Genomic DNA, 22,676 nt, shown 5'->3' with positions numbered 1-22,676 from the left:
GTTTCGCATGCAGAAGGGTTGCCAACAATCGTTGGCCTACATCTGTTGACAGAGTGCCTGGATCCGCACTGGAAAGTCAACTGCCGTTGGCATACAGTTGTTGACATGACGCCGGGTACTGAGACCACCAGCACAGACAAGCGTTCCGACCGAACCAGGGCCGCTATCCTGCGCGCCGCACGTGAGCGATTCGCCGCCCAGGGCTACGAACGCACCACCATCCGCGCCGTGGCGTCCGACGCCGACATCGATCCTTCGATGGTCATGCGCTACTTCGGCAACAAGGCCCAGCTCTTCGACGCGGCGCTGGCCATCGACCTGCGCCTGCCGGACCTCACAGCCGTTGCGCCGGACGAACTGGCACGAGCGCTGGTACGGCACTTCCTGGAGCGCTGGGAGGGCGACCCGGCCGACGACGCGCTGCTGGTCCTGCTGCGCTCGGCGGTCACCAATGAACACGCGGCGACCCGGATGCACGAAATCTTCGCGACGCAGATCGCCCCGGCACTGGTCGCGGCCCTGGGCCCCGAGCTCGCCGCACGCCGGGCGGGCCTGGTCTCCTCCCAGCTCCTGGGCCTCGGGCTGACCCGCTATCTGCTGCGCCTTCCCGCGGTGACCGCCCTCACACGGGACGAGATCGAAGACGGCCTCGCCCCGGCCATCGAGGCCACTCTTGAGCCGAGCCAGGTGCTGTTCGGAGAAGTTGGCGACACGGCCGGCTGAGGCGTCACCGCCGGGGAATCCGGCACCCCTCACCGCTGCGCAGGTGACTGTCATGCCCGGCAGCGGTGCGCCGACGCCGTACCGGGCGCGCTGAGTGAAGCCCTTCATCGAGATGACATGGCAGCACGCCGGGACCGAAGGCGAGGGTGATGCCTCTCTCGAGGAGTGGCGCGCTGGTCATCGGCGCTATTGGAGCCGCATCGGCACCCCCGTTGATGATCACACTCCTGTGGTGTGCTTGGCCTTCCGGCTCGCTGCCCGGGTCTGCAGGGCGTCGGCGAGGAGGTTGTTGCGCGGACGTAGCGGGCCGCGACAGTCTGGCTCTTCCCGGAGGCGCGGTGATGCGAACCCACCGGCCCAGGTTTCCTCTCTTCCGCCCAGCTATGAGGCCCGCTCAGCGCCCTGCCCTCGGCTGCGCCGACCACATCGGCCAGAGGGAACACGGCACCATGATCCGCCGTCACATCCCCTGGCGAACCTGCTGTGCCCAGCGGGACTTATAGGCATCGTTTACTCATGTGAGGGGCTCAGCGCCGAAAGGACGATGAGTACCTGAGAGGACCCGCACCTGATGGGCGCGCAGCTCTCTGACCTGAGCGGTCAAGGAGGCAGGCCGACCCTGTTCCTCTCGTCCCCCTCGATATACAGGAGCCTTCGTGGCCTCGTTTCTCTACAAGCTGGGGCGGCTGGCCTTCCGGCGCCGCCGGCTTGTGGCCCTCATATGGGTGGCCCTGCTGGCGCTCGCCGGTTTCGGCGCGGCTTCCGCGCCGGCTGCCACCTCGTCGTCGTTCTCCGTCCCCGGCACGGAGGCCCAGAAGGCCTTCGACCTACTGGAGGAACGTTTCCCCGGTGGCAGTGCCGACGGCGCCACCGCCCGCGTCGTCTTCAAAGCGCCCGCCGGCGAGAAGATGACGGACCCCGGTCCCAAGGCCGAGGTCACCGGCGCGGTCGCCGCACTGAAGTCCGGCTCCGGCCAGGTCGCCTCCGTCACCGACCCGTACACGGCGCAGGCTGTGTCGAAGGACGGCTCGACGGCGTACGTGTCCGTCACCTACCGGGTCGGCTCCATGGAGCTGACCGACGACACCCTCCACGCCCTGAAGAAGACCGGTGCGCAGGCCCGGGACGACGGGCTCACTGTCGAGATCGGCGGCGACGCACTGCAGGCGGCGCCGGAGACGGGTGCCGGGGAGATCATCGGTGTGGTGATCGCCGGGGTGGTCCTGGTCGTCACCTTCGGGTCGCTGATCGCCGCGGGTCTGCCGCTGCTCACCGCGCTCGTCGGCGTGGGCATCGGCATCTCCACGATCACGGCGCTGGCCGCCGCCCTCGACCTGGGCACGACCACGTCGACGCTCGCCATGATGATCGGCCTCGCGGTCGGCATCGACTACGCGCTGTTCATCGTCTCCCGTTACCGCGCGGAACTCACCGAGGGACGCGAGAAGGAGGAGGCCGCCGGACGGGCCGTCGGCACAGCGGGCTCGGCCGTGGTCTTCGCCGGCCTGACCGTGGTCATCGCCCTCGTGGGCCTGGCCGTCGTCAACATCCCCCTGCTCACCAAGATGGGCTTCGCCGCGGCCGGCACCGTGGTCGTCGCGGTGCTCATCGCTCTCACCCTGATTCCGGCCCTGCTGGGCTTCGCCGGGGACCGGGTCCTCGGCCGCAAGGTCCGCAAGGGCAGGGCCGTCCCGGACAAGCCGAACATGGGCACCCGCTGGGCGCGTCTGGTGCTCCGTCACCCGGTCGCCGTCCTTCTCGTCGGCGTCGTCGGCCTCGGCGCGATCGCCGTGCCGGCCGCCTCGCTGGAGGTCGGCCTGCCCGACGACGGCTCGCAGCCCGTCAGCACCACCCAGCGCAAGGCGTACGACCTGCTCTCCGACGGCTTCGGACCCGGTTTCAACGGCCCGCTGACGGTCGTCGTCGACGGCGACAGAGCCGAGGCCGACCGGGCGATCAAGATCATCCGGAATCTCGACGGCGCGGCCGCCGTCACCCCGCCGACCCTCAACAAGGCCGGCGACACAGCCATGATCACGGTCATCCCGAAGGACCGGCCGTCCTCGCTCGCCACCGAGGACCTGGTCCACGAGATCCGGGACAAGAGCAGCGACCACGTCTATGTCACCGGTGCGACCGCGCTGAACACCGACTTCTCACAGAAGATGAGCGACGCCCTGCTGCCGTACCTCGCGCTGGTCGTCGGTCTCGCCTTCCTCCTGCTGATGGTGGTGTTCCGCTCGCTGCTCGTGCCGCTCAAGGCGGCGCTCGGCTTCCTGCTCTCGGTCGTCGCCGCGCTCGGCGCCGTCGTGGCCGTCTTCCAGTGGGGCTGGCTCGGCTCGCTGTTCGGCGTCGAGCAGACCGGCCCGGTCATGTCGATGATGCCGATCTTCATGATCGGCGTGGTCTTCGGCCTCGCCATGGACTACGAGGTCTTCCTGGTCACCCGGATGCGCGAGGCGTTCGTCCACGGTCAGCGGCCCGGGGAGGCGATCGTCACCGGCTTCCGTCACAGTGCCCGCGTGGTGATCGCGGCGGCAGTCATCATGATCGCGGTCTTCGCGGGCTTCATCGGATCCAGCGAGCAGATGATCAAGATGATCGGTTTCGGACTCGCGATCGCGGTGTTCTTCGACGCCTTCGTGGTCCGCATGGCGATCGTTCCGGCCGTGCTGGCTCTGCTCGGGCGGCGGGCCTGGTGGTTGCCCCGCCGGCTGGAGCGGACTCTGCCCAACGTCGACGTGGAGGGCGAGCAACTCGACAAGGAACTGTCCCGGAGCCCGGGTGGTTCGGACGAGGACCGCGGACTGATCCCCGTCTGAACCAGGGACGATCCGGAGATCTCGGGGCCTTGTGCGGTGCGGTCGGCGCCGCCGCACACGCCCGAGCACCATCTGCTCGAGGCGCGCCCCGGAGAGCGGCGGCCCGTGGGGACGAAGCCGCCGCTTGGAAAGATGGCCGTGCTGTCGCTGCAGACAGCACGGCCATCACCCACTGGCTCTCGAAGTACCGAGGAAGATGCCGACTTCGCTGCCGACGGTTCGGCCAACACCACGTCAGGCGCCCTTGCAGGGGTGTTGATCGACCGGGCCGAGCACACCGCACGAGCCGAGTGCCTCAGTCCGTTGCCTCCAGCGCCTTCTTGAGCTCTGCCCGGGTAGAAACGCCGAGTTTGCCGTAAATGCTGTAGAGGTGGTTCTCTACGGTCCGCCGGGAAATCGAGAGGGCCTCTGCCACCGCTTGCGCCGATGCGCCCGAACTGGTCAGGACAGCAATTTCTCGCTCACGGGCCGTCAGTGCCGCAGCCGGCTCGACGGCCGTGGTCAAACCGGGAGAGCGGGCACCCTCACACAGGACAGCAAGCCGGGCGGTCCGGTTGGCGCCGGCTGTCGACTTGCGGGACTCGCCCGCGCGCTTCCACGCAGCAGCAGCCGCCGCGGACGCCTCCGCTGCGAGCAGGTCTGCCCCCATCTTCTCGAACGAGGCAGACGCAACTTCCAAGGCAGGCGGATCGTTTGCCGCCAGCGCTCCGACATAACCCGCCCGAGCACGGGTGAATGCCGAGTCGCAGACGTCTGCGAGCTCGCCGAGTCTTCCCACAACCTGACGTGCGCCGCCCAGTCGGGCGACATCGGTCAGGAGCGCGGCTTCCGAACTCAGGACTCCGGATGCACGTGCTGAAGCCGCGGCCGCCTCGAGCACCTCGCGCGCGGCGGCGAGCTTTCCGTCGGCGACGTGGAGCCAGGCTGTGGCGAGGTCGTCTTCTCCTACGAACAGGCCGACATGGGGGTACTGCGCTGCTTCGTCCATGGCCTTCCGCGCACTGACGGTGTCATTCACTTGCGCGGCGGCCGCCGCGAGGCCGCACAGAGCGGGTCGCATCGCCAGCGTCTGGCCATGCAACCTGGCAAGGGCGACCGACTCCGCGTACCAGTGCCTGGCAGAACGCGGATGGCCCGAAAGCCATTCAGCACGTGCCATCTGCAGTGCCGTCCACACATGGGGCACCTGGGCTCGCGCGGCCATGAGCTCCCCCAGTGCGAGGTCCCCCACAGCCCGGGCCTCCGGCAGCCGACCGGCCTCGGCGAGCGCGAAGATCAGGCCATTGCGCTGAGCAGAAGGGTGCAGGTACAGCGCCTGATCGTGGTACTTGAGGTTGACCTTGTACGCGTTTTCGGCGGTGCTGATGGCCTCGGCCGTACGGCCGGTCATGGTCAGTCCCGGGGACTGGTACATGAGACTGAGAAGCAGCACGTTGATCTCTGCTGGATCCTCGACGTCGTAGTCGATCTCGCCGAGGGCGTCCAGGCCGGCCTGCGGATCACCGCAGGCGATGCGGATGGTGGCCTCGGCAGAGCGAATCCGGAACAGCGCCGATGAACTGCGGGCATGCCGGCCGGCCTCGGCGATCACCTCCAGAGCCTCAGCCTTGCCGCCCTGGACCCAGAACAGGTTCTGCACCCGCGCAAAGGCGACGTCGAGGATCTCGTCCTCGCCGGCAGCCAGCCCCTGAGCCTGAACCAGCACGTCCTCGACCTCTTCTGTCCTGCCGGCCTGAGCAAGGCAGTGCCCCAGAAGGAGGAGACAGGCGGCAGTCCTCTCCGGCTGCGGCACGGCCTCCAGAAGTTGTACGGCTCGGGTGTAGCTGTGAGCGTCCCGGGCGAGTCTGGCGGCCGCGACAAGATGATCCGTCTCTGCCGATCCAGTCGCCTCGACACGCCAGGCGACAGACCGGAAGAAATCGTCACGGCGCCGAAGCCCATGAGCTTCCAGCGAGGCGGCCTGATCGAGGTACACGCGTCTTCTTTTGAACGGAGGCATGTTCCTCTGGAGAACCTCACCATAGATGGGGTGCGCCAGGTCGATGCGTGTACGCCGCCCGTCGAGGGAAATATTCACCAGACCCTCGGCCTCAAGTTCTATCAGCGCGTCGTCCTGTTTTTCCCGGGATACGACACCGTCGAGTGAGACTTCGCCGCATACGGAGATCGCCTCGAGAAGAGCGCGCCCCTCGGTCGAGATGGCCGAGAGTCTGGACTCGACCAGATCGGTGAGTTGCGGCGTGGTCGTAGCGGATTCTGCTGCCGGTTCCAGTTCCCAGACCTCGCCGTCATTCCTCATGAACCGTGACTCGAGTGCGGCAAAGACAAGTTCACGGAGAAACAGCGGGTTGCCTGCGCTCTTCAAGTACAACTCGTACGACGTCCTACGGCTCACAGCTCCTTCAAGAGTGGACTCGAGCAGACGGTGAATTGATTCCTGGTCGAGATTCTTGAGGCTTACTTGCCGGAAACCGTATCCCACGGTAAGAGAATCCGAGTCCGGATTTTCACGCTCTCCGTCACGCCTGGTGGATATCAGAAATATCTTTCCTGCATCGGAAAGCCGTTGAACGATGATGAGAGAGGACTGGTCCAGCAGAGTAATATCCTCCACGAGAAGCAGAGTCCCTTTCCTCTTCTTCTCATCGAGACCGGACGCAACTCCGGTGAACACGGCGGCAACATCGGTAGCGGCCACTCCGACTGGAATCAGGTGCGCGATAGCACCGAAGGGGACAGTTGAGGCTCCCCTCGTGGCAGTTACCCGGAGCGCCTTCCATCCCCCTGCTGTGCCTATTTTGAGAAACTCATCAGCCAGCCTGGACTTGCCGACACCTTGCGGTCCGAAGATCGCGAATCCCCTGCACTCCGGGTCGGCCAGCGCAGCTCGATAGAGGCGAAGTTCAGAATCGCGCCCCGCCAGCGGACGCTGTCCGACACCGATCTTCTTCATCCTCGACCTTCCTTACCAGCAGCCGCAGAGCGATCCCTGCAGGGCAGGCAGGCACTTACTCAGAGCCGACTCGGGGCGCACCCAGCATACGTGTCCCGCTCTGCCTCACTTCATCATCTTTTGGTCCACGCTTCGGCAAAACATCGTTGCCATGCCGTCCCAGGGCCCGCATCCGTGCCTCCGTGGCACGACGGGCGATCAGCGCGCGACCGGTTTGCTCCTGCGGGGTGAAGGCCTCCTGAGCGCATGTCGCCACCTGGGTCCCGATCTTCCCGAGCGCCGCCCCCTGGCGGCTGCCGGCGTCGCCCGACCGTGGCACATGCAGGGGGTGGCCCCTCAACCGGCCGCCCGGCTGCTCCTCCACACCGGCTCGCGCCGCTCGACATTGATCGTCGACGCAACACCCGATGATCGACGGCGTCCTCACCTGTCCGGGCTCCACCTGCCCCAGTGGCCGACCCCGTCGACCCGGTAGCGGCCCTCGCCGTCGAACCGCCACTCGGCGACCAGTCGCCGCGCATCGGCGGGTGCCTGACGCTGCGGTGCGAGCAACGCTTCCAGCTCGTCGTACCGGGCGTCGATCCCTCCCTGCCCGGGATGGCTCTCGATGTCAGCGGTCCCGGCTTCGTATCGCTGGTTCCGCCGCGCAAAGATCCCCCACTGCTCCCGCTCCAAAGTCACCGGAATCTCGCTCGCAGGCCACACGAAGCACTCGTCCGGGGCGCGGGAGAAGTCGACGTCGTCGCACTGGAAGTAGTGAGCCACCCCATCAATGCCGACGAGTCCGCTGCAGGGACCGTCGTACCACGCCGGCTCAACGCACACATGCCCGAACCAATCTGCAATCAGCTGCTGTTCGTCCCAGGTCTCAGCCACATAGGCAGGCTACTGGCGACTGGCATCCGCGTACATGATCACGACCTACGGCTGAAGCTCTGAGCTCACCTCGGGTGCACGCCGGCTAATGGCAACAACCCATAAACGGGAGAGGAGGTTCTTTCAGCAGCAACTCGAGGAGGTCGGAATTGACATTTCCACCACTGACTACCGCTACGTGCGCAGCACCGGCCGGAAGGTCGCGCTCGTGATACAGATATGCTGCCGTTGTGACTGCCCCGGAAGGCTCGGCGATCATGCCGGCACGACGTGCCAAGATTGCTACGCTCGAGCAGATCTCTTCCTCTGTGACGGTGATGATGTCGTCGACGAGTACTTGCATGTGCTCAAAGGGGTGCACGCCTACGGTACTCATCTGCATCCCGTCAGCCAGCGTTCTACTGACGCGCTGAGTCGGCCAGGTCACTCGTCTGCCGGCGCGCAGGCTTTCCCGCGCGTCGGCCGCCAGCTCCGGCTCGACGCCCACTACTCGCACTCCGGGCCTCGTGAGCTTCAGTGCGGCCGCGACACCGGAAATCAGGCCGCCTCCGCTGACTGGCACCAGCACCGTGTCAACGTCCAGTCCCCGAGCAACCGCCTCCTCGGCGATTTCCAGGCCTACCGTTCCCTGGCCAGCAATGATGTCGGGGTCATCGAAAGGCGGGACGATGACGAAGCCATGCTTTTCGGCCAGCTCCTCGGCCACCTTGGCGCACTCTTCGAGAGGGGCGAACCTCACCTCGGCCCCGTATTCGAGAATGCCGTCGACTTTGGCCTTGGCTGCAGTAGCGGGCATAACGATCGTGGCTTTCACGCCCTCTTGGCGCGCCACGTAGGCGAGAGCCTTGCCGTGGTTTCCGCTTGACCGCGCGATGACCCCTCGGGCTTTCTGGGCTTCGGACAGCCTCGACAAGCGGTTGTAAGCGCCGCGGATCTTGAACGAACCTGTGATCTGCAGGTTCTCAGGCTTCAGGAGCAGGGAACGGTGGGCGCACGAGGCCCAGGACGCCTTGAGCAACGATGTATGGGACACCACATGCGCCAGGCGCTGACTGGCCGCATAGATGTCATTGAAAGTGACGAGAGCCATTAGCCAGCCTCAATTCGATGGTTGTCCTGGTCGGGCAGGGCCGATGGGACGCTTCGCCCGTTCGGGAGGGCGTGAGCGCTCCGCGGCAGGGGGGGAGCCGACATCGGTCCGTCGCCGGTCGGCCGGTGGAAGACGGGCGGCAGACGCCACTTGACCTGCGACGCGGTACCCGCTCAAGGCCCTCACCACCGCGGCCGACGTCAGCGACGGCATCCCGACGGCAGCCGGACGTCCCAAACGTCCACGCCGTCCACGCCGCCGCCCCGATTCGCTGCTCGGCGACAGGGGCCACGGCTCCGACGCCGACCGCCGCGATCTGAGGACTATGCGACGGATTGCGCGTGTTGCCGGGTGAGCCGGAACTGAGCCATGCGCAGGTTGGGTGCGGGTTCGGTGGTGCCCACGCGGGAAAAGCCATGGCGCTCGTAAAGGGCGATGGCGGGAGAGTTGTCGGCGCCGGTGCTCACCAGCACATGCCCGCCGGGGGCCGGGGCGGCCAAGAGGTGCTCCAGCAGTCGTGATGCCACACCGTGCCGGAACCATGCGGGATCGACGCACACGCGGGCGATGTCGATGCCGCCGCCTTCGGCCAGGTGCTGCCAGGCGACGAAGGCGACGATCTGTCCGCCGTCCGTCTTCGCCCCGAGCCAGCGCAAAGGCTGTGCCTGCATCTCCTCCAGACTCTCTCGCAGGGCCGGTATGCCGTCGAAGCCGATCAGGTCGGCTTCGACGGCATACGCACGGCGGCCGATGCGGTGCACTGCCGCCGCCGTCGCTTCGTCCGCCAGGTCCAACTCGCTCACCACGAAGTCAGGACGGCTGCGTGCACCGCGCTCAGGGGGCCCGGAAGACGGCGTCCCCATCGCGGTGACGTGGTCCTGCGCCCATACCGTCAGGGCGGCCAGGGGGATGAGAGAAGCCGCACCGTGGGAGGAGAGTGTGTAGTGGGTGCACGGTGACGCGCCCGGCTGGACGGTGCCCGTCACCAGGCCGGCCGTGGTCAGCTCCCGGAGGCGACGGGCGAGCATGCGGTCGCTGATGCCGGGGACGCGCTCGCGCACCTGCGCGAAGTCGGCCGGGCCTTTGGCGACGGCCGCGATGATCAGGCCGTTCCAGCGTCTGCCCAGCAGGGCGAAGGCCGAGGCGAGGGCCGAAAGGGACTCGGGCAGTTGCGGAGACGGGGAGTGGTGCACCGACTGAGGGCGCCTCGGAGTGGTCATGGGGGGGTCCTTTCTCCCTACCGGGCGGGGCCCCGCGGTGCGAGGCCCCGCCCGGTAGCGCGTGTGACATGACGTCAGTCGGCTAGCGGCTACCGCACCGACTTCGCCAATCGGTGGCCCGTGTCGCTGTCCGGCGCCTCTCCGACAACCGTGCTGGTCTTGCCTGCCCGGCGAAGCAGGAAGGTGACGACGACGGCGGCCAGCACCGCGGCTCCGGCGCCGCTGATGAGGGCGAGGTGCATTCCGGAGGCGAAGGCGTCACGGGCCTGTTCGATCAGTGACGAGTTGCCCGTGGCGAGGCCCACGTGGTTGGCCGCCGCGAGGGATGAGCGGGCTGCCTCCGCGACGGGAGCGGGGAGTCCTGTGAGGTCGAGCTCGTCGCGGTACCCGGCGTTCAGGACGCTGCCGAGGACGGCGATGCCCAGGGCGCCGCCGAGATCGCGGGACAGGTCGTTCACGGCGGAGCCCACGTTCTGCAGGCGAGGAGGCAGCGCGTCGGTGATGGCCGCGGTGGCCGGGGTCATGGCCAGCCCCATGCCCGCGCCGAGCGGCACGAGCCCGCCCACGATCAGCCAGTACGAGCTGTCGGCGTCGAGCTGAGCGAGCACGAGCAGGCCGGTGGCGACCAGGAGGAGGCCCACGGTCCAGGGGCCGCGAGCGCCACGCCGGGCAACCAGACGCGGGCTCAGGCGGGCGCTGGGAATCATCGCCGCGGACATCGGCAGCACGCTGACTGCAGCGATCAGAGCACTGTCGCCGCGCACCAGTTGGAGGTACTGCATGACGACGAAGATGAATCCGAAGAATGCGAAGAACTGCAGTGTGATCGACAGAGATCCGGCCGCGAACGGCATGTGGCGGAACAGTCGCGGGTCCAGCAGGGGGTGCGGGTGCCTCAGTTCCCAGGCGACGAACGCGATCAGCACGGCGAGCCCGACACCGATGCCCACCAGTGTGCGGACGCTGCCCCAGCCGTGCTCGGGCGCCTGGATGACCGAGTAGACCAGCGCACCCAGTCCCGCCACTGTGAGTACTGCCCCGACCACGTCGATGCGCTGCTTGCCCGGCTGTGCGGACTCGGGCACGAAGAGGTACGTGCCGATGAGCGACGCTCCTGCCAGGACCACGTTCAGCCAGAACACCGACCGCCACGACCACACTTCGAGCACCGCGCCGGAGGCGAGCAGTCCCAGCACGGCGCTGGCGCCCGCGACCGCCGCCCAGATGCTGACGGCACGCGCCTGCTGAGCTCGGGGGAACGTGCTGGTGATCGTCGACAGTGTGGCAGGCATGACGAATGCGGCTGCTATGCCCAGGACCGCGCGAAGGGTGATCAGGACGTCCGGATCGGTTGCGAAGGTCGCAGCCAGCGAGACTCCCGCGAACAGTCCGAGCCCGGCCAGGAGCGCCTTGCGACGGCCGAAGCGGTCGCCGAGGGTTGCCGCGAGCAGCAGGAAGGAGGCGAAGATCAGGCTGTAGGCGTCGATGATCCACGACAGCTGGGTCTGGTTGGCATGCGTCTCACGGGCGATGTCGGGCAGCGCCACGTTCAGCGATGCCATCGCCGACACGACGGTCGCGAGCGCCAGGCAGGTCACGGCGAGAACCGCACCCTGGCGAACCGCGCGCACCGGCGCGCCGGCCCGGTCTGGATTGGTGAGGCCATTCACGAGGAATATCCTTAAATCGAAACTGGTAAATAGACGATGCGCCCCGACCTGTCCTCAGAACAGCACTCAGCGCTCTATCCATTCGAGAGCTTTTTGCCCGCCGGATGATCCTCTGAAGTCAGCGCGAGTGAAGCTGTTCTTTCGGCTGCTGTCCTGAGGCTCGCCCCGGTTGAGATAGTCCGCCTAACCAGGCTTACCAACAGGATCTCAAGGGGCTCGGCAGTGGAAATGAGTAACGGGTACTTAACTGGAGCCGGGCTGCGGTGCACAGCACCCGACCCCACATTGCCGGGCGTCCCGGAAGGTCGTCGTCACCGAGGTGATGACAACGCCCGGACCATCGCCGGACGGGTGTCTGCCCTGGTCACCACGTCCCCTTGCCCGGGACAGCGGCCCCTGGTCGTCGGCTTGCCGACGCCGGTCCCGGAAACGGGCGAGGGACGGGCCGGCGCAGATCTACGGCTGCGGTATCAGGACCGGTGGTCGTCCGGTGACCCCACGGCGGCCCAACGGTGGACGGCCCCGTCATGCTGGCTTATTTCACCGGCACCCGCGGTCAGGGCGCCGACGATAACACCCCCGCGCCCGTGTTCGTCGGCAGGGCGGTCAGCGGCCCATCCGTTGTCGATAAGGGAAGGGCCGCCATCGGATACCTCGACGAGCAAAGCCTGATCGTCGGAGAGGTAGAGAGACAGACTGATGGGCGGCAGAGCATACTGCACCGCATTGGTGACCAGCTCCGAGACGACCAGCAGAGCGTCATCCAGAATCTCGCCTTCGAGCCCCCAGGAATTCATCACCCTGCGGGCCTCGCGGCGGGCGGTCGAGGGAGACGAAAGATCACGTTCCAGCGGCAGACCCCATTCCAGGGCGGTCCGAGCTGCCGTGGACAGCCTGGGCTCCGCCATGGCGGATGGAACTCCGGCAGAGGTGCCGGCTGCGGCAGCGTACGTGGTGGGACTCATGGTGATCACGACCGAAGGGAGTGGGTTCCGACCACTCCAGGAGACGGCCACGCACCACCGTGGCGATTGAGCAAGCAGTACTCAATCTGGCGATTTCTACCGAACTGGACATGCATGGCGCGGCGAGTCAGCACCGAGTCGAGAGAGATCATCTCCTGGGTGGGGTGTCAGATGAGGCTTTTCAGGAGTTCTTCGACCGCGTCGACCAGGGGATCGCCCTCGGTGCCTGGGCGCCGAACCAATCCGAGTTCCACGTCGGGCAGTTCTGGCAGGCCGCGCACTGCCGTCCCGGGCTCGACCTGGGCGGGAAGTACGGCCGCCACGCCCAGCCCGGCACGGACCGCGCTCTGCACACCGGCCAGGCTGGTGCTCTCGAAGGCGATACGCCAGGCGTATCCGCTGTCCTTGAGGGTGTCGAGCACCGGCATGCGCCAGCGGCACGGCTGCGAGAACAGCACGAGCGGCAGCGGGTCCAGACCGAGATCCACCTCGGGGCCGGCAGCCCACACCAGTGGCAGCCGTACGGTCCAGCGTGGAGGCTCGGGGAGATGGGACGGGTCGCACAGCGCCAAGTGGATGCGGTTGCTCGCGAAAGCCCTTCTCATCGCCGGTCCGTGACCGCTGACCAGCTCCAGCGTCGCTTGCGGGTGTATGTGGGCGAAGTCGGCCAGGGCCTGCGCGAGGGGCGCGGCGGTGAGGTCCTCGATCAGGCCTACGCCGCAGTGCCCGACCACGGTCTGCCCGGTGGCGGCCACGGCCTGCGCCGACAGCGCCAGAATGCGTTCCGCATACGGCAGAAGAGTCTCCCCGGCCCTGGTCAGTGACACGCCGGCAGCAGACCGGTGCAGCAGCGGGTCCCCGATGGAGCGTTCAAGTTTCCTGAGCTGCTGGCTGAGCGCCGGCTGACTGTGCCCCAGCGCGGCCGCGGCTCTGCTGATGCTCCCCGACCGGGCGCAGGTGACGAAGGCACGCAGCAGCGACGTCTCCAGATCCAGGCCCATAACCACAGCTTATATCCGCCCCTCAAGAGTCGCCGGTTCCTTCCGCCGACGGCAGGGGCTTCGACACGGCTCCCGAGGACCGGGCTCATGCCGTGCGTACGTTTGACCGGTGCCGGCCAGGGTTCTAGACGGCTTTGTCCACGTGATCCTGTGCCCCTCGCGCCGGGGGACGGTGACCCGCAGGTCGCGGGCGACAACGGCCGACTCGTCGCCACGAGCAATCACATGCATCGAATACGCCCGCACGGCAGGAAAGAGTGCTGCCGGTCCACTACCACACCCACCACATGCTCAGCCGGCTCCTCCCTCCACCCCCCGCCAACTGACCCAGGCAGGGCACGGCGCACCAGCCGCCCATGAACCGCCCCTGGCCCGCTGGTGCGGCGACGACGACACGCCCGACCTGCGGATCCGGCGTCAGGACAACACGCTGTGCGTCCGCTGCGACAGAACCCAGCGGCAGATCCGCCCGTACCGGATCACCGTGCCGCGGATACCTCCTCCAAGGGTTTGGTGTGGTTTGCGGCCGTGGACGGAAGTCGCCGCTCAGCGTCAGGGCCAGTACGGCAGCGGCCGCGAACGACACCGCGTCGACGGCGAAGGGAAGCGTGGCGCAGACGCCGAAGAGGAACGCGCCCAGCGGGGTACCGAGCAGGGTGTCGGTGATGAGAGAACCCGACTGCAGACGGGCGTTGGCGCGCGTCAGTTCCGGGGACGCAACCAGCGTCGGCACGATGCCTGACCAGGCTCCGCTGTAGAGGGTCTGTCCAAGCCCGAGAATCGATGACGGCTTCGGTGGTGAGGAACAGGCGCGGCGGCCACGGGTGCAGGTGCTGCTGTGAGCAGGGAAATCGGCCCGGTCGGGGGCAGTGTTGTCGCACCGTGACCGTGGTCGGGCCCTGATGGTCGGTGGTGTGGTCGGGGCCGGCTGATGCGCTCGGTCGTACGCGCGGTACCGCAACGAGGCGGCACCGCACCGTGCGCGTGCGGGAGTCGCCGACCATGACGAGAGCGGATGCGGAAGCCGGTGCCGGGGACCGGCTGGCGTTGGCGGTGCTGGTGCAGTACCGGATGGCCACCAAGGAGCAGATGCATCTGATCATCGCCCCGCGGGTGCGGATCGAGCAGACGCGGCGGCGGCTGGCCAAGCTCCGCGCCGAGGGCCTGGTCGACCGCATCACCCTGCCGCAGGCAGGGTGCAGCCGGGTGTGGTTCGCCACCAGGTACGGGGTGCAGGTCGCCGGGGAGTGGCCGGAGCTGCGCGGGCGGCGGCCGTTGAGGCTGGTGTCGGATCCGGTCGCCGCGCGGCTGCAAGTGAGTCACACCCTGACCGTCACCGAGACGGGGCTGCAGTTCCTGCTGGACGCGCGCCGTCGTGAGGAGGTGTGCCGGCCGCTGGACTTCCTCCCGGAAGTCCACCACCCCATCGGGGGCGGAGAAGCCGTCATCCCGGACGCCCTGCTGTACTACCAGCGCGGCCGCCTGGACGGGGACGGGGATGTCCGGTCGATGCTGCGGGCCTTCCTCGAGGTCGACCGCGCCACAATGGGCCCAGAGCGGCTGGCCGCGAAACTGGGGGCGTATGCGCGGTTCCACCGGTACGCGCCCCTGTCGGTCGCCGCCGTACCGGTCGCCGCGTTCGAGCTGCCGAGCGAAGAGTGGCGCAGGCAGTACCCGCTGTTCCCGCGGCTGCTGTTCGTCCTGGACGGCACCGGCGCAGCGGGGTCGAGTCCCGTATACGGGCCCTGCGAGCGGCCGCGCGGGCCGTCAATGTGGCCGGCTTCGTGCGCGAGGTTCCGGTACTGGCCGCGGTGCTGCGTTCCGACTCTGCAGGTGGCTGCCCGGCTGGTCAAGCAGGCCACGCCCGCGTCCTCGCCCGCGTCAGTCCGGTCCTCAGACCTGCCTTCGACGGCCCTGGGGCAAGGCCGCGCACGGACACGGTCGGCGACCTGCTGACCGGCCGGCCTCAGGCTCCCGGTCCGCTCGGCCTCTCGGTGGCGGCAGGGGCGGAGTCCTCGGTGCAGTAGCGCCGTAGGAGTTCCTGCTCGGCGTCCCGGTGCGGGAACATGAAGAAGATCAGCAGCGCACCCAGGGCGATCGCGGCCAGGCCGACGGTGTACGCCCAGTCGTCGCCGTGGAGGAACGACTTGCGTGCTGCCGCGACGATCTGGTCGGCGTAGCGGGGGTGCTGCTGGGCGACCTGCCCGGCGGAGGCGAACGACTTCGTCAGCTCGCTCTGGACCTGGTCCGACACTTCCTTGCTGTCGGGGGAAGCGGCGATCGCCGCGCTGAAGGCCGAGGCATAGCCGGCGGTGAGGAGCACGCCCATGACGGACTGCATGATGGCCCCGCCGAGGTCGCGTTGCAGGTCGGCGGTGCCTGAGGCCATGCCGACCCGTCGCACGGGCACCGATCCGGTCAGCGAGTGGGATGAAGGCGTCCCGGCGAAGCCGGCGCCGATACCGATGAGCACGTAGGCGAAGCCGATCTGCCAGTAGCCGCTGTCCTCGCCCCAGAACAGCAACATCCAGGCGAAGGCGAGGAAGAGGAACGCGTAACCGATCAGCAGGGTCGTGCGGGCGCCGCGTCTCTCGACCAGCTTCGCGGACCGTGGCGCCACGAGCACCATCATCACGACGAGGGGAAGGATGGCGGCGCCGGCTTCGACGGGGCTGTACTCGAGCACGTTCTGCAGGTACTGCTGGCTGATGAACGCCGACCCCATCATGGAGCCCCACACGATGATTCCCGCGCATGCGGCGACCCAGAAAGTGCGCCGGCCGGCGATGTGGAGGTCGTACAACGGGTTCGGAGCCCGGCGCTGACGCCAGAAGAACGCCGCTCCGGCAGCCAGGGCGATCACGGCGAGGCCGACGACCAGTGACCCCTGGTCGGGGACGGCGGCGAAATTGATCGCCAGCACCAGTCCCGCGACCAGGAAGACGGAGAGGACGCCGCCGAGGTTGTCCACCGGTTCGGCCGACTCGTTGGCGTGCGCGGGGACGAACAGCAGGGCCATGACCAGCGCGACCACAGCAAGGGGCAGGGTGATCAGGAACACCGACCCCCAGTAGAAGCGTTCGAGCAGGGCGCCCGCGATCACCGGCCCGAGCATGGAGATGCCGCCGCCCAGGGCCGACCACAGCGCGATCGACTTCGTCCGCGCCGGCCCCGCCCACAGGGCGGTGATCAGCGCCAGGGTGGTCGGGTAGGCCATGCCGGCCGAGAGCCCGCCGAGGATCCGGGCCGCCACGAGGACGGTGTCGTTCGGCGCGTACGCGGCGAGCAGGCAGGCGGGGATGGACAGAGCGATGCCGAGGAGCAGCAGCAGCTTGCGGCCGTGACGGTCGCCGACCGCACCCAGATAGAGCACCGATGCGGCCAGGCCGAGGGAGTACCCCACGGCGATCAGGTTCAGCGCGGCCTGGGAGGAGTCGAAGGCCTTCCCGATCGCGGGCAGTGCCACATTGGCCACCGACAGGTTCAAGTTGGCCACGGCGGCAACGATGATCAGGGACGTCAAGACGAGCGACGCCCGCGCCGGGGCCTCGCGCGGAACGTCGATGCGAGGCGCGCCGCTTTTCGACATGGAACCTCCGGGGCGAAGTTGGGCTTCGCGAGAGTCTTGCCTGATCCGCCGTGCCGCACATCGCCCCATTGGGATGACACGCCCACTAAGATCGCTGGCACTTGCCGGCGGATCAGGACGGCGCCAACCGGCTCGTGCTCCAGCAGGTTCTGGTCCTGGAGAACCTCAGCGACCGCAGAGTGGAGGCCCGGTTCGAGGCGACCTGGTCGTGGCCGATGAGGACAGGCGGCCCAGCCCTGCGGCGGCTGCTGCGCAGGCTTGCCGGTCGAGAGCCAGATCGTGATCGTAGAGGCCGACGGTACGGAGAGGCCGCTGGACCCGTCGACTTGATTTGCCGAGTCAGAGTGAGAGACGTCTCGTACGGCCTACTGCCCTCCGCGGCGTGGCGGCCGGTGTCTCCTCCCGACGTCCGTACAGGTCGAAGGAATTGGTTTTCGGGTGGTCGACGCCGAAGCCGCGCACTGGCAGCCGAACACCACGCGGGGCCGGTCCTGGAGGTTGTACGCGGTGGTCCATCAAGCTGGGGCGTGCCGTAACCCGCCGCCGACCGCCCGGCTTGCAGTTGGTGCGACGGGCGGGATTCATGTGGCGGCGACCTTCGGGCCGCTGTGACTCCGGCTTCCTCGCGCCGAGCATGGGCACCAGGTTGAGCCGGACGGGAGACGCGTACTCGGCATACGTGTTCCGCTCGCGGGTGCGCGGCTCCCCTGACGTGTCGTACAGGAAGAAGACGTGACACGGATGGTCAAGATGGGGCACTGGCCGTGAAACGTGCAGGGGCATCGTCGGGCGGCCCCGATGGAAGGTGTGGTGGCTGAGGTGGCGGAAGGTCCGATGGAAAGTCAGGCGGGCGATCGGGTAGAGACTTCCGTGGAGCTCGGGGGCTACCAGCAGGAGCTGAAACGGACGCTCGGCTCTTTTCAAGTGTTCGCGATCTCGTTCGCGTTCATCTCGGTGGCCGTCGGCATCTTCGCGACCTACGACGACGTACTGCAGACTGCGGGGCCGGTCGGGATCTGGCTCTGGGTCATCGCGGCGGTGGGGCAGGTCCTGGTGGCGCTGGTGGTCGCGCAGCTCGCTGCCCGTATCCCGCTCAGCGGCTCCTCCTATCAATGGGCGTCACGGTTGACCAACCCGAAGATCGGCTGGGGGTTCGGTTGGCTGGCCTTCTGTTACCTGGCGATCGGCGTGGTGGCGGTCGACAACGCGCTGGCAAGCCAGGCGTTCATGCCGCTCGCCGGCATCGAGCCGGATGAGGGCACCGCGCGCCTGATCACGGTCGTGGTACTGCTCGTCCAGGCCCTGCTCGCAGTGGCCTCGACACGCCTCGTCAGCCTGATCAACACGGGCGCGGTCGGGATCGAACTGGCGCTTGTCGTGGTGGTGGCGATCGCGCTCACCATCGCCGTGGTGGTCACGGGTGATGGCGCGGCCGACAATCTCGTCTCGCGCGGTGTCACCGAGAACGCCCCCGACTACTTCGCCGTCGGCGGCGGGTTGATGCTTGCGATGATCATGGGCCTTGCGACGCTCGTCGGCTTCGACGCCGCGGCGAACCTGGCCGAGGAGGCCAAGGACCCCCATCGCAGCGTGCCGCGGGCGATCGTGGGGTCGGTGGTGGCGGCTGGACTGCTGGGCATGCTGTTCCTGATCGCGCTCACCGTCGCGATCGATGACATCCCCGAGGTCACCGCCAACGGCTCACCGGTCGCGGCGATCATGCGCGATCAGCTCGGTCCGGTGATGGAGAAGGTGCTGCTGGTCGCGATCACCTTCGCGTTCTTCGGCGCCGGGATGGTCGTGATGGTCGCCTGCTCGCGGATGATTTTCGCGATGTCGCGGGACTCACGCTTCCCTGCCCATCGGCTGATGCGACGGGTCAACCCACGTACACAGACGCCGATCCCGGCGACGGTCCTGATCTTCACCCTGGGGGTCGTTCTGATGGTCGCCCTGCCGGGTGCCGCACTCCTGGAGCTGATCACGGCGTCGACGATCCTCCCCGCCATCACCTACGGCTCGACGGTCGTCCTCTACCTGGCGGTGCGCAAAGGACTGGATCGCAAGAAGGGTGCATTCGACCTCGGGCGCTTCGAGCTTCCCGTCGCGATCTGCGCGCTGGCGTGGACGCTCGTAGCGCTGTTCGTCCTGGTGGCACCCCGGGAAGCGCTCGTCTCCGTGGTGATCGTGGTCGGCCTGCTCGCCGCAGGCGGGCTGTACTTCCTCTTCATGCTGAAATTCGACCGCGAGGCGCTGGACACCGAGCCCGGAGACGTGAGCGCCTTCAAGCATTGATCTTCCGAAACCAATCTGTCCCGCACGGGATGTGGGCCGCGTCCTCCTACGCCGGCCTGGCCTCGACGACGAAGTCGTCGGGAACCTCGATACACGGCGAACACGCACCCAGAGGCGGCAACCGGCGACTGAAACGCGCGATGTTCTGTCCGCGTTCGCCGCCCTGCACGATCCCGCCTCCCGCACCTACTTCGACCGATGCCAGGCCCGTGGAAAGAGCCACACGCAAGGCCTTCTCCGTCCGGCCCGCCACCGCATCAGCATGCTGTTCGCCATGCTCCGCGACTGACGCGACGATCGACGCGCTGGCGTTGGACACGGTCGGCAAGGTTCCGTGGTCCGCCTCGAGCGTGCCGCTCCGGAAGCCGAGCGGAACGCGTAGCTCCGGACCAGAACCTGCGGCCCACGAACCCCCCTCTCCCCATCGCCCCGATCGGTCCACCTCCCCGCGATTGGCCTTGTCGCGTAGGTCCGCCCGATGGCTAGGAGCGTGGGTCAGTAAACAACTCCTGGAATGCCGCGCCTCGTGGTGAAGTGCGGCTGCCGAGCGCTGCCCTTGAAAAGGCGTGCTGCCGGGCAGTCGTGATGCGACGATCAGTCCGCAACTTGATCCACATCCGCGTCCCGGAGGTCCGCATGGACATCGCATCGCTGCTGCCGTTGACCACGTCCCGGTTGTCGCTGCGTCTGTTCACTCCCGGCGACGCCGACGACCTGTACGCCTACCAGAGCCTGCCGAGCGTGGCGCGCTACTTGTACCGGCCGGCGCACACGCGTGAGCGCAGCGAGCAGGTTGCCGCCGAGCGCGCGGCGCAGACGGCCTGGCGCGCCGACGGGGACAAGCTGTCGCTCGCTGTCTGCCGACGCGATGAGCCCGGCGTCCTTGGCGAGGTGAGCCTCGGCCTGGCCGATGCCCGCGCCGCCCAGGCCGAGATCGGCTGGACTCTCGACCCAGGCCACGAGGGGCACGGCTACGCGACCGAGGCGGCCGCGGCGCTGGCCGGGTTTGCCTTCGACACGCTGGGCGTGCACCGGCTCTACGCACGGCTGGATGTGGAGAACACCGGGTCTGTGCGGGTCTGTGAGCGCCTCGGGATGCGCCGGGAGGCGCACCTGGTCGAGAACGACCTCGACGGGGATCGCTGGGGCAGCGAGTACATCTACGCGGCGCTGTCCGCGGATCTTGGCAGTCGATCAGGCGATTGAGCCCGACGCCGCCTCCTGTTGGTGATCTTCCATATGGGAAAATCCTGGTATGTCTGGTGGGGTTGGCCTGTTCGAGGTGGATCCGGCGGCGGTCGTGAAGCCGGAGATCGCGCCGATGGTGGCGGTGAAGAAGACCTTCCGGGCGTTCGTCCCCGATCAGATGCTGATGCTGCCGCCGTCGCTGGATGAGTGGCTGCCCGAGGGGCATCTGGCCCGATTCGAGGCCGAACTGGTCGACGAGGTGCTCGATCTGGGCCCGATCCTGGCGTCCTACACCGAGAAGCGCGGGTTCCCGCCGTATGACCCGCGGTTGATGGCCCGGCTGCTGATCTACGGGTACACCACCAGGGTGCGCTCGTCGCGGGCGACCGAGCGCTGCGCGTCGACGGGCACCTGACGCTGCGGGGCGAGCAACACCTCCAGCTCGTCGTACCAGGCGTCGATCCCGCCGTTCCCAGGATGGCTCTCGACGTCGGCAGTCCCGGCTTCGTGTCGCTGGTGTGCGAAGACCCCCGTTTCCCGGTACAGCTCGACCAGGGTCTCGCATGCAGGCCACACGAAGTACTCGTCAGGGGCGCGGGAGGGGTCGACGTCGTCGCACTGGAATTGGTGAGCCACCCCGTCGATGCCGGCGAGTCCGCCACGAGGACCGTCGTACCACTCCGGTTCGACGTAGACGGGTCCCAATCCCTCTGCGATCAGCCGCTGTACGTCCCAGATCTCAGCCACGAACGCAAGCTATGCCGGCACGACGTGCCAGGATGCCTGCCTGCATGCTCAGCCGCGAGGTCGGCGAACGTGACTACTCCCCCGCCGTGTCCGCCCCCTGCCGGACGGTCAGGTGCTTTTCGCTCGGGTGACTGCAGCGTGGAGCTCGTCGAGGAGTGCACGGCCTTCCGCGTCGTCGCTGACTCCGATGTAGAACGACGATGCCTCTCGTGCACCCGACCACAGCGCGGTGACGCTGGTCCCGAAGTCGTCAGGGGGCAGCCTGCCGAACCGCCCGGCCGAGGCGGCAGCCTCGCGGGCCAACCGGCGAAGCTCGGACGACTCGCTGAGACTTACGCTGTCCAGCCGCGCGGAGAGGACATCGACGCCGCGTCTCTTCCCCTCCACGGCGACGACAAGGTACCGGGGCGCGACGACAACGACCATGCGATGCGCGGTGTCGGGGTCTGCCGTGCCGGTGAGCCGTGACAGCAGTCCCGGCTTACGCAGTCGCACGCTCCAGGTTTCGTGGCAGTTCACCGCTGTGCCGAGCACGTCGCCGAGCTGGTGGGCCTCGGAGTGTGCGGTGACCGCGGCCCGCAGCGCTGCGTCGAGCTGCGATGTCGTACGACGCCTGGTGGTGCGTTCGTACAGGCGGTTCATGCGTACGTGCCTTCCGTGCGGGACAAGGAGAGTCCTTGCCGGGCGGCCGTCAGGGTGGGGTGATCGGGGGTGACGTGGGGGGTGAGGATGGCGATGGCCCGGGTGTAGTGCGGGGCAGCCTGGTCGTGGTCGCCGCGTTGGCGGTGGGCGGTGGCCAGGTTGACCAGGGTGGTGGCGAGGTCGGGGTGGGAGTCGCCGAGGAGGCGTGCTTTGAGGGCGAGGGCGCGGGTGTAGGCGTCGATGGCGGCGGTGTGGTGGCCTCTGCGGTGCTGGAGGGCGGCGAGGTTGTGTGTGGTGACGGCGATCTCGTAGTGCTCGGTGCCGTGGACGCGCTGGAAGACGGTGAGGGCGGCGCGGAGTTGGGTTTCCGCATCGCCGGGGCGGCCGCAGCCGTCCAGGAGAGCGGCCCAGGCGGCCCGGTCGGCCGCGACCAGCGAGTGGTCGGGACCGTGCAGGCGGGTACGGATGCTCACCGAGCGGGCGGCCCAGGGCTCGCCCTCCTGGTGGGCGCCACGGGTGTGGGCCAGGCCGCCGAGGTTGTGGCAGAGGGTGGCGACGGTGTCGTGGTCACTGCCGTAGGTGTTCTCACAGATGGCCAGGGCCCGCAGATAGAGGGTCTGGGACCGGTCGAAGTGCCCGGTGTACTTGCCCAGTACGCCCCATTCGTTGCACACCTCGGCGACATCCGGGGAGTCGGGACCGTAGGCGTGCTCGGCGGCGCCGAGGGTCAGGGCCAGCAGGACTCCGGCGCGCCGGTAGTCGCCGCTCACACGCCACAGCCGGGCCAGCGCGAGCTGGGCGCCCAGACGCCCGGCGGGGTCGTTGCGGTGGCGGGCGGCGGCGGCCCGCAGGGCGGCTTCGGTCGACTCGGTCTCTCGGGGCGGGGTCACGGTGC

At 68.0% G+C, this 22,676-nt stretch carries 18 protein-coding genes and 2 pseudogenes; 8 read left to right on the top strand and 12 right to left on the bottom strand.

The annotated features are described in order from the left end of the window. Positions 1-105 precede the first annotated feature (105 nt). The 3 genes from ABZ725_RS29000 (at position 106) to ABZ725_RS28990 (ending at position 3,545) form a co-directional block, all read left to right on the top strand. Positions 106-723: a TetR family transcriptional regulator gene (locus ABZ725_RS29000; protein ID WP_358805478.1), complete on the top strand. Its 618-nt coding sequence runs from the start codon at positions 106-108 to the stop codon at positions 721-723. A 94-nt stretch (positions 724-817) separates the two neighbouring features. Continuing rightward, entirely contained in the window at positions 818-1,279 is a 462-nt protein-coding gene (locus ABZ725_RS28995) for an ASCH domain-containing protein (protein WP_358805477.1), read from the top strand. Positions 1,280-1,379: 100 nt separating this feature from the next. Next, the gene (locus ABZ725_RS28990) at positions 1,380-3,545 is read left to right on the top strand and encodes an MMPL family transporter (protein ID WP_358805476.1); all 2,166 of its coding nucleotides are present in this window, start codon (positions 1,380-1,382) and stop codon (positions 3,543-3,545) included. Between the two features lie 295 nt (positions 3,546-3,840). Here the strand turns inward: ABZ725_RS28990 and ABZ725_RS28985 are convergent, their stop codons facing one another. From ABZ725_RS28985 to ABZ725_RS28950, 8 genes are all read right to left on the bottom strand, one after another. Next, positions 3,841-6,498, bottom strand: coding sequence for a LuxR C-terminal-related transcriptional regulator (locus tag ABZ725_RS28985; RefSeq protein ID WP_358805475.1), 2,658 nt, complete (start codon positions 6,496-6,498; stop codon positions 3,841-3,843). 423 nt (positions 6,499-6,921) lie between these two features. Further along, positions 6,922-7,374 carry a hypothetical protein gene (locus ABZ725_RS28980; RefSeq protein WP_358805474.1) on the bottom strand — a complete coding sequence of 151 codons (453 nt, stop codon included), beginning with the start codon at positions 7,372-7,374 and terminating at the stop codon, positions 6,922-6,924. An 85-nt stretch (positions 7,375-7,459) separates the two neighbouring features. Further along, the gene (locus ABZ725_RS28975) at positions 7,460-8,464 is read right to left on the bottom strand and encodes a threonine/serine dehydratase (protein ID WP_358805473.1); all 1,005 of its coding nucleotides are present in this window, start codon (positions 8,462-8,464) and stop codon (positions 7,460-7,462) included. Positions 8,465-8,787: 323 nt separating this feature from the next. Beyond that, positions 8,788-9,684, bottom strand: a complete 897-nt coding sequence (locus ABZ725_RS28970) for a GNAT family N-acetyltransferase (RefSeq protein WP_358805472.1) — start codon at positions 9,682-9,684, stop codon at positions 8,788-8,790. 89 nt (positions 9,685-9,773) lie between these two features. Continuing rightward, on the bottom strand, positions 9,774-11,354 hold the full coding sequence (locus ABZ725_RS28965; RefSeq protein WP_358805471.1) for an MFS transporter: 1,581 nt from the start codon (positions 11,352-11,354) through the stop codon (positions 9,774-9,776). Positions 11,355-11,824: 470 nt separating this feature from the next. Beyond that, positions 11,825-12,262, bottom strand: a complete 438-nt coding sequence (locus ABZ725_RS28960; RefSeq protein WP_358805470.1) for an ATP-binding protein — start codon at positions 12,260-12,262, stop codon at positions 11,825-11,827. Between the two features lie 224 nt (positions 12,263-12,486). Continuing rightward, positions 12,487-13,320: a LysR family transcriptional regulator gene (locus ABZ725_RS28955; RefSeq protein WP_358805469.1), complete on the bottom strand. Its 834-nt coding sequence runs from the start codon at positions 13,318-13,320 to the stop codon at positions 12,487-12,489. A 271-nt stretch (positions 13,321-13,591) separates the two neighbouring features. Beyond that, positions 13,592-14,053 carry a hypothetical protein gene (locus ABZ725_RS28950; protein ID WP_358805468.1) on the bottom strand — a complete coding sequence of 154 codons (462 nt, stop codon included), beginning with the start codon at positions 14,051-14,053 and terminating at the stop codon, positions 13,592-13,594. A gap of 269 nt (positions 14,054-14,322) precedes the next feature. Here ABZ725_RS28950 and ABZ725_RS28945 point away from each other — a divergent pair, with 269 nt between their 5' ends. After that, complete coding sequence (locus tag ABZ725_RS28945) at positions 14,323-15,276, top strand: replication-relaxation family protein (protein WP_358805467.1); 954 nt, start codon at positions 14,323-14,325, stop codon at positions 15,274-15,276. 10 nt (positions 15,277-15,286) lie between these two features. Here the strand turns inward: ABZ725_RS28945 and ABZ725_RS28940 are convergent, their stop codons facing one another. After that, positions 15,287-16,909, bottom strand: coding sequence for an MFS transporter (locus ABZ725_RS28940; RefSeq protein WP_358805466.1), 1,623 nt, complete (start codon positions 16,907-16,909; stop codon positions 15,287-15,289). Between the two features lie 810 nt (positions 16,910-17,719). Here ABZ725_RS28940 and ABZ725_RS28935 point away from each other — a divergent pair. The 4 genes and pseudogenes from ABZ725_RS28935 to ABZ725_RS28920 all read left to right on the top strand — a co-directional run. Next, positions 17,720-19,204: an amino acid permease gene (locus ABZ725_RS28935; protein ID WP_358805465.1), complete on the top strand. Its 1,485-nt coding sequence runs from the start codon at positions 17,720-17,722 to the stop codon at positions 19,202-19,204. 44 nt (positions 19,205-19,248) lie between these two features. Then, positions 19,249-19,493 (top strand): annotated as a pseudogene (locus tag ABZ725_RS28930) (transposase); the annotation flags it as partial. Between the two features lie 347 nt (positions 19,494-19,840). After that, positions 19,841-20,410, top strand: a complete 570-nt coding sequence (locus ABZ725_RS28925; RefSeq protein WP_358805464.1) for a GNAT family N-acetyltransferase — start codon at positions 19,841-19,843, stop codon at positions 20,408-20,410. A 115-nt stretch (positions 20,411-20,525) separates the two neighbouring features. Further along, positions 20,526-20,786 (top strand): annotated as a pseudogene (locus ABZ725_RS28920) (transposase); the annotation flags it as partial. Here the strand turns inward: ABZ725_RS28920 and ABZ725_RS28915 are convergent. The 3 genes from ABZ725_RS28915 to ABZ725_RS28905 form a co-directional block, all read right to left on the bottom strand. After that, entirely contained in the window at positions 20,741-21,139 is a 399-nt protein-coding gene (locus tag ABZ725_RS28915) for a hypothetical protein (protein WP_358805463.1), read from the bottom strand. The pseudogene ABZ725_RS28920 and the gene ABZ725_RS28915 sit on opposite strands and share 46 nt — an antisense overlap. 108 nt (positions 21,140-21,247) lie before the next feature. Then, the gene (locus tag ABZ725_RS28910; protein ID WP_358805462.1) at positions 21,248-21,781 is read right to left on the bottom strand and encodes a hypothetical protein; all 534 of its coding nucleotides are present in this window, start codon (positions 21,779-21,781) and stop codon (positions 21,248-21,250) included. Beyond that, complete coding sequence (locus tag ABZ725_RS28905) at positions 21,778-22,671, bottom strand: tetratricopeptide repeat protein (RefSeq protein WP_358805461.1); 894 nt, start codon at positions 22,669-22,671, stop codon at positions 21,778-21,780. The genes ABZ725_RS28910 and ABZ725_RS28905 overlap by 4 nt, the downstream gene beginning before the upstream one ends. Between the last annotated feature and the right edge of the window lie 5 nt (positions 22,672-22,676).

It is taken from the genome of Streptomyces sp. NPDC006872 (assembly GCF_040635845.1).
Lineage (GTDB): Bacteria > Actinomycetota > Actinomycetes > Streptomycetales > Streptomycetaceae > Streptomyces.
The sequence above is the reverse complement of the archived record's forward strand: the minus strand, read 5'-3'. Positions and strand labels throughout refer to the sequence as shown.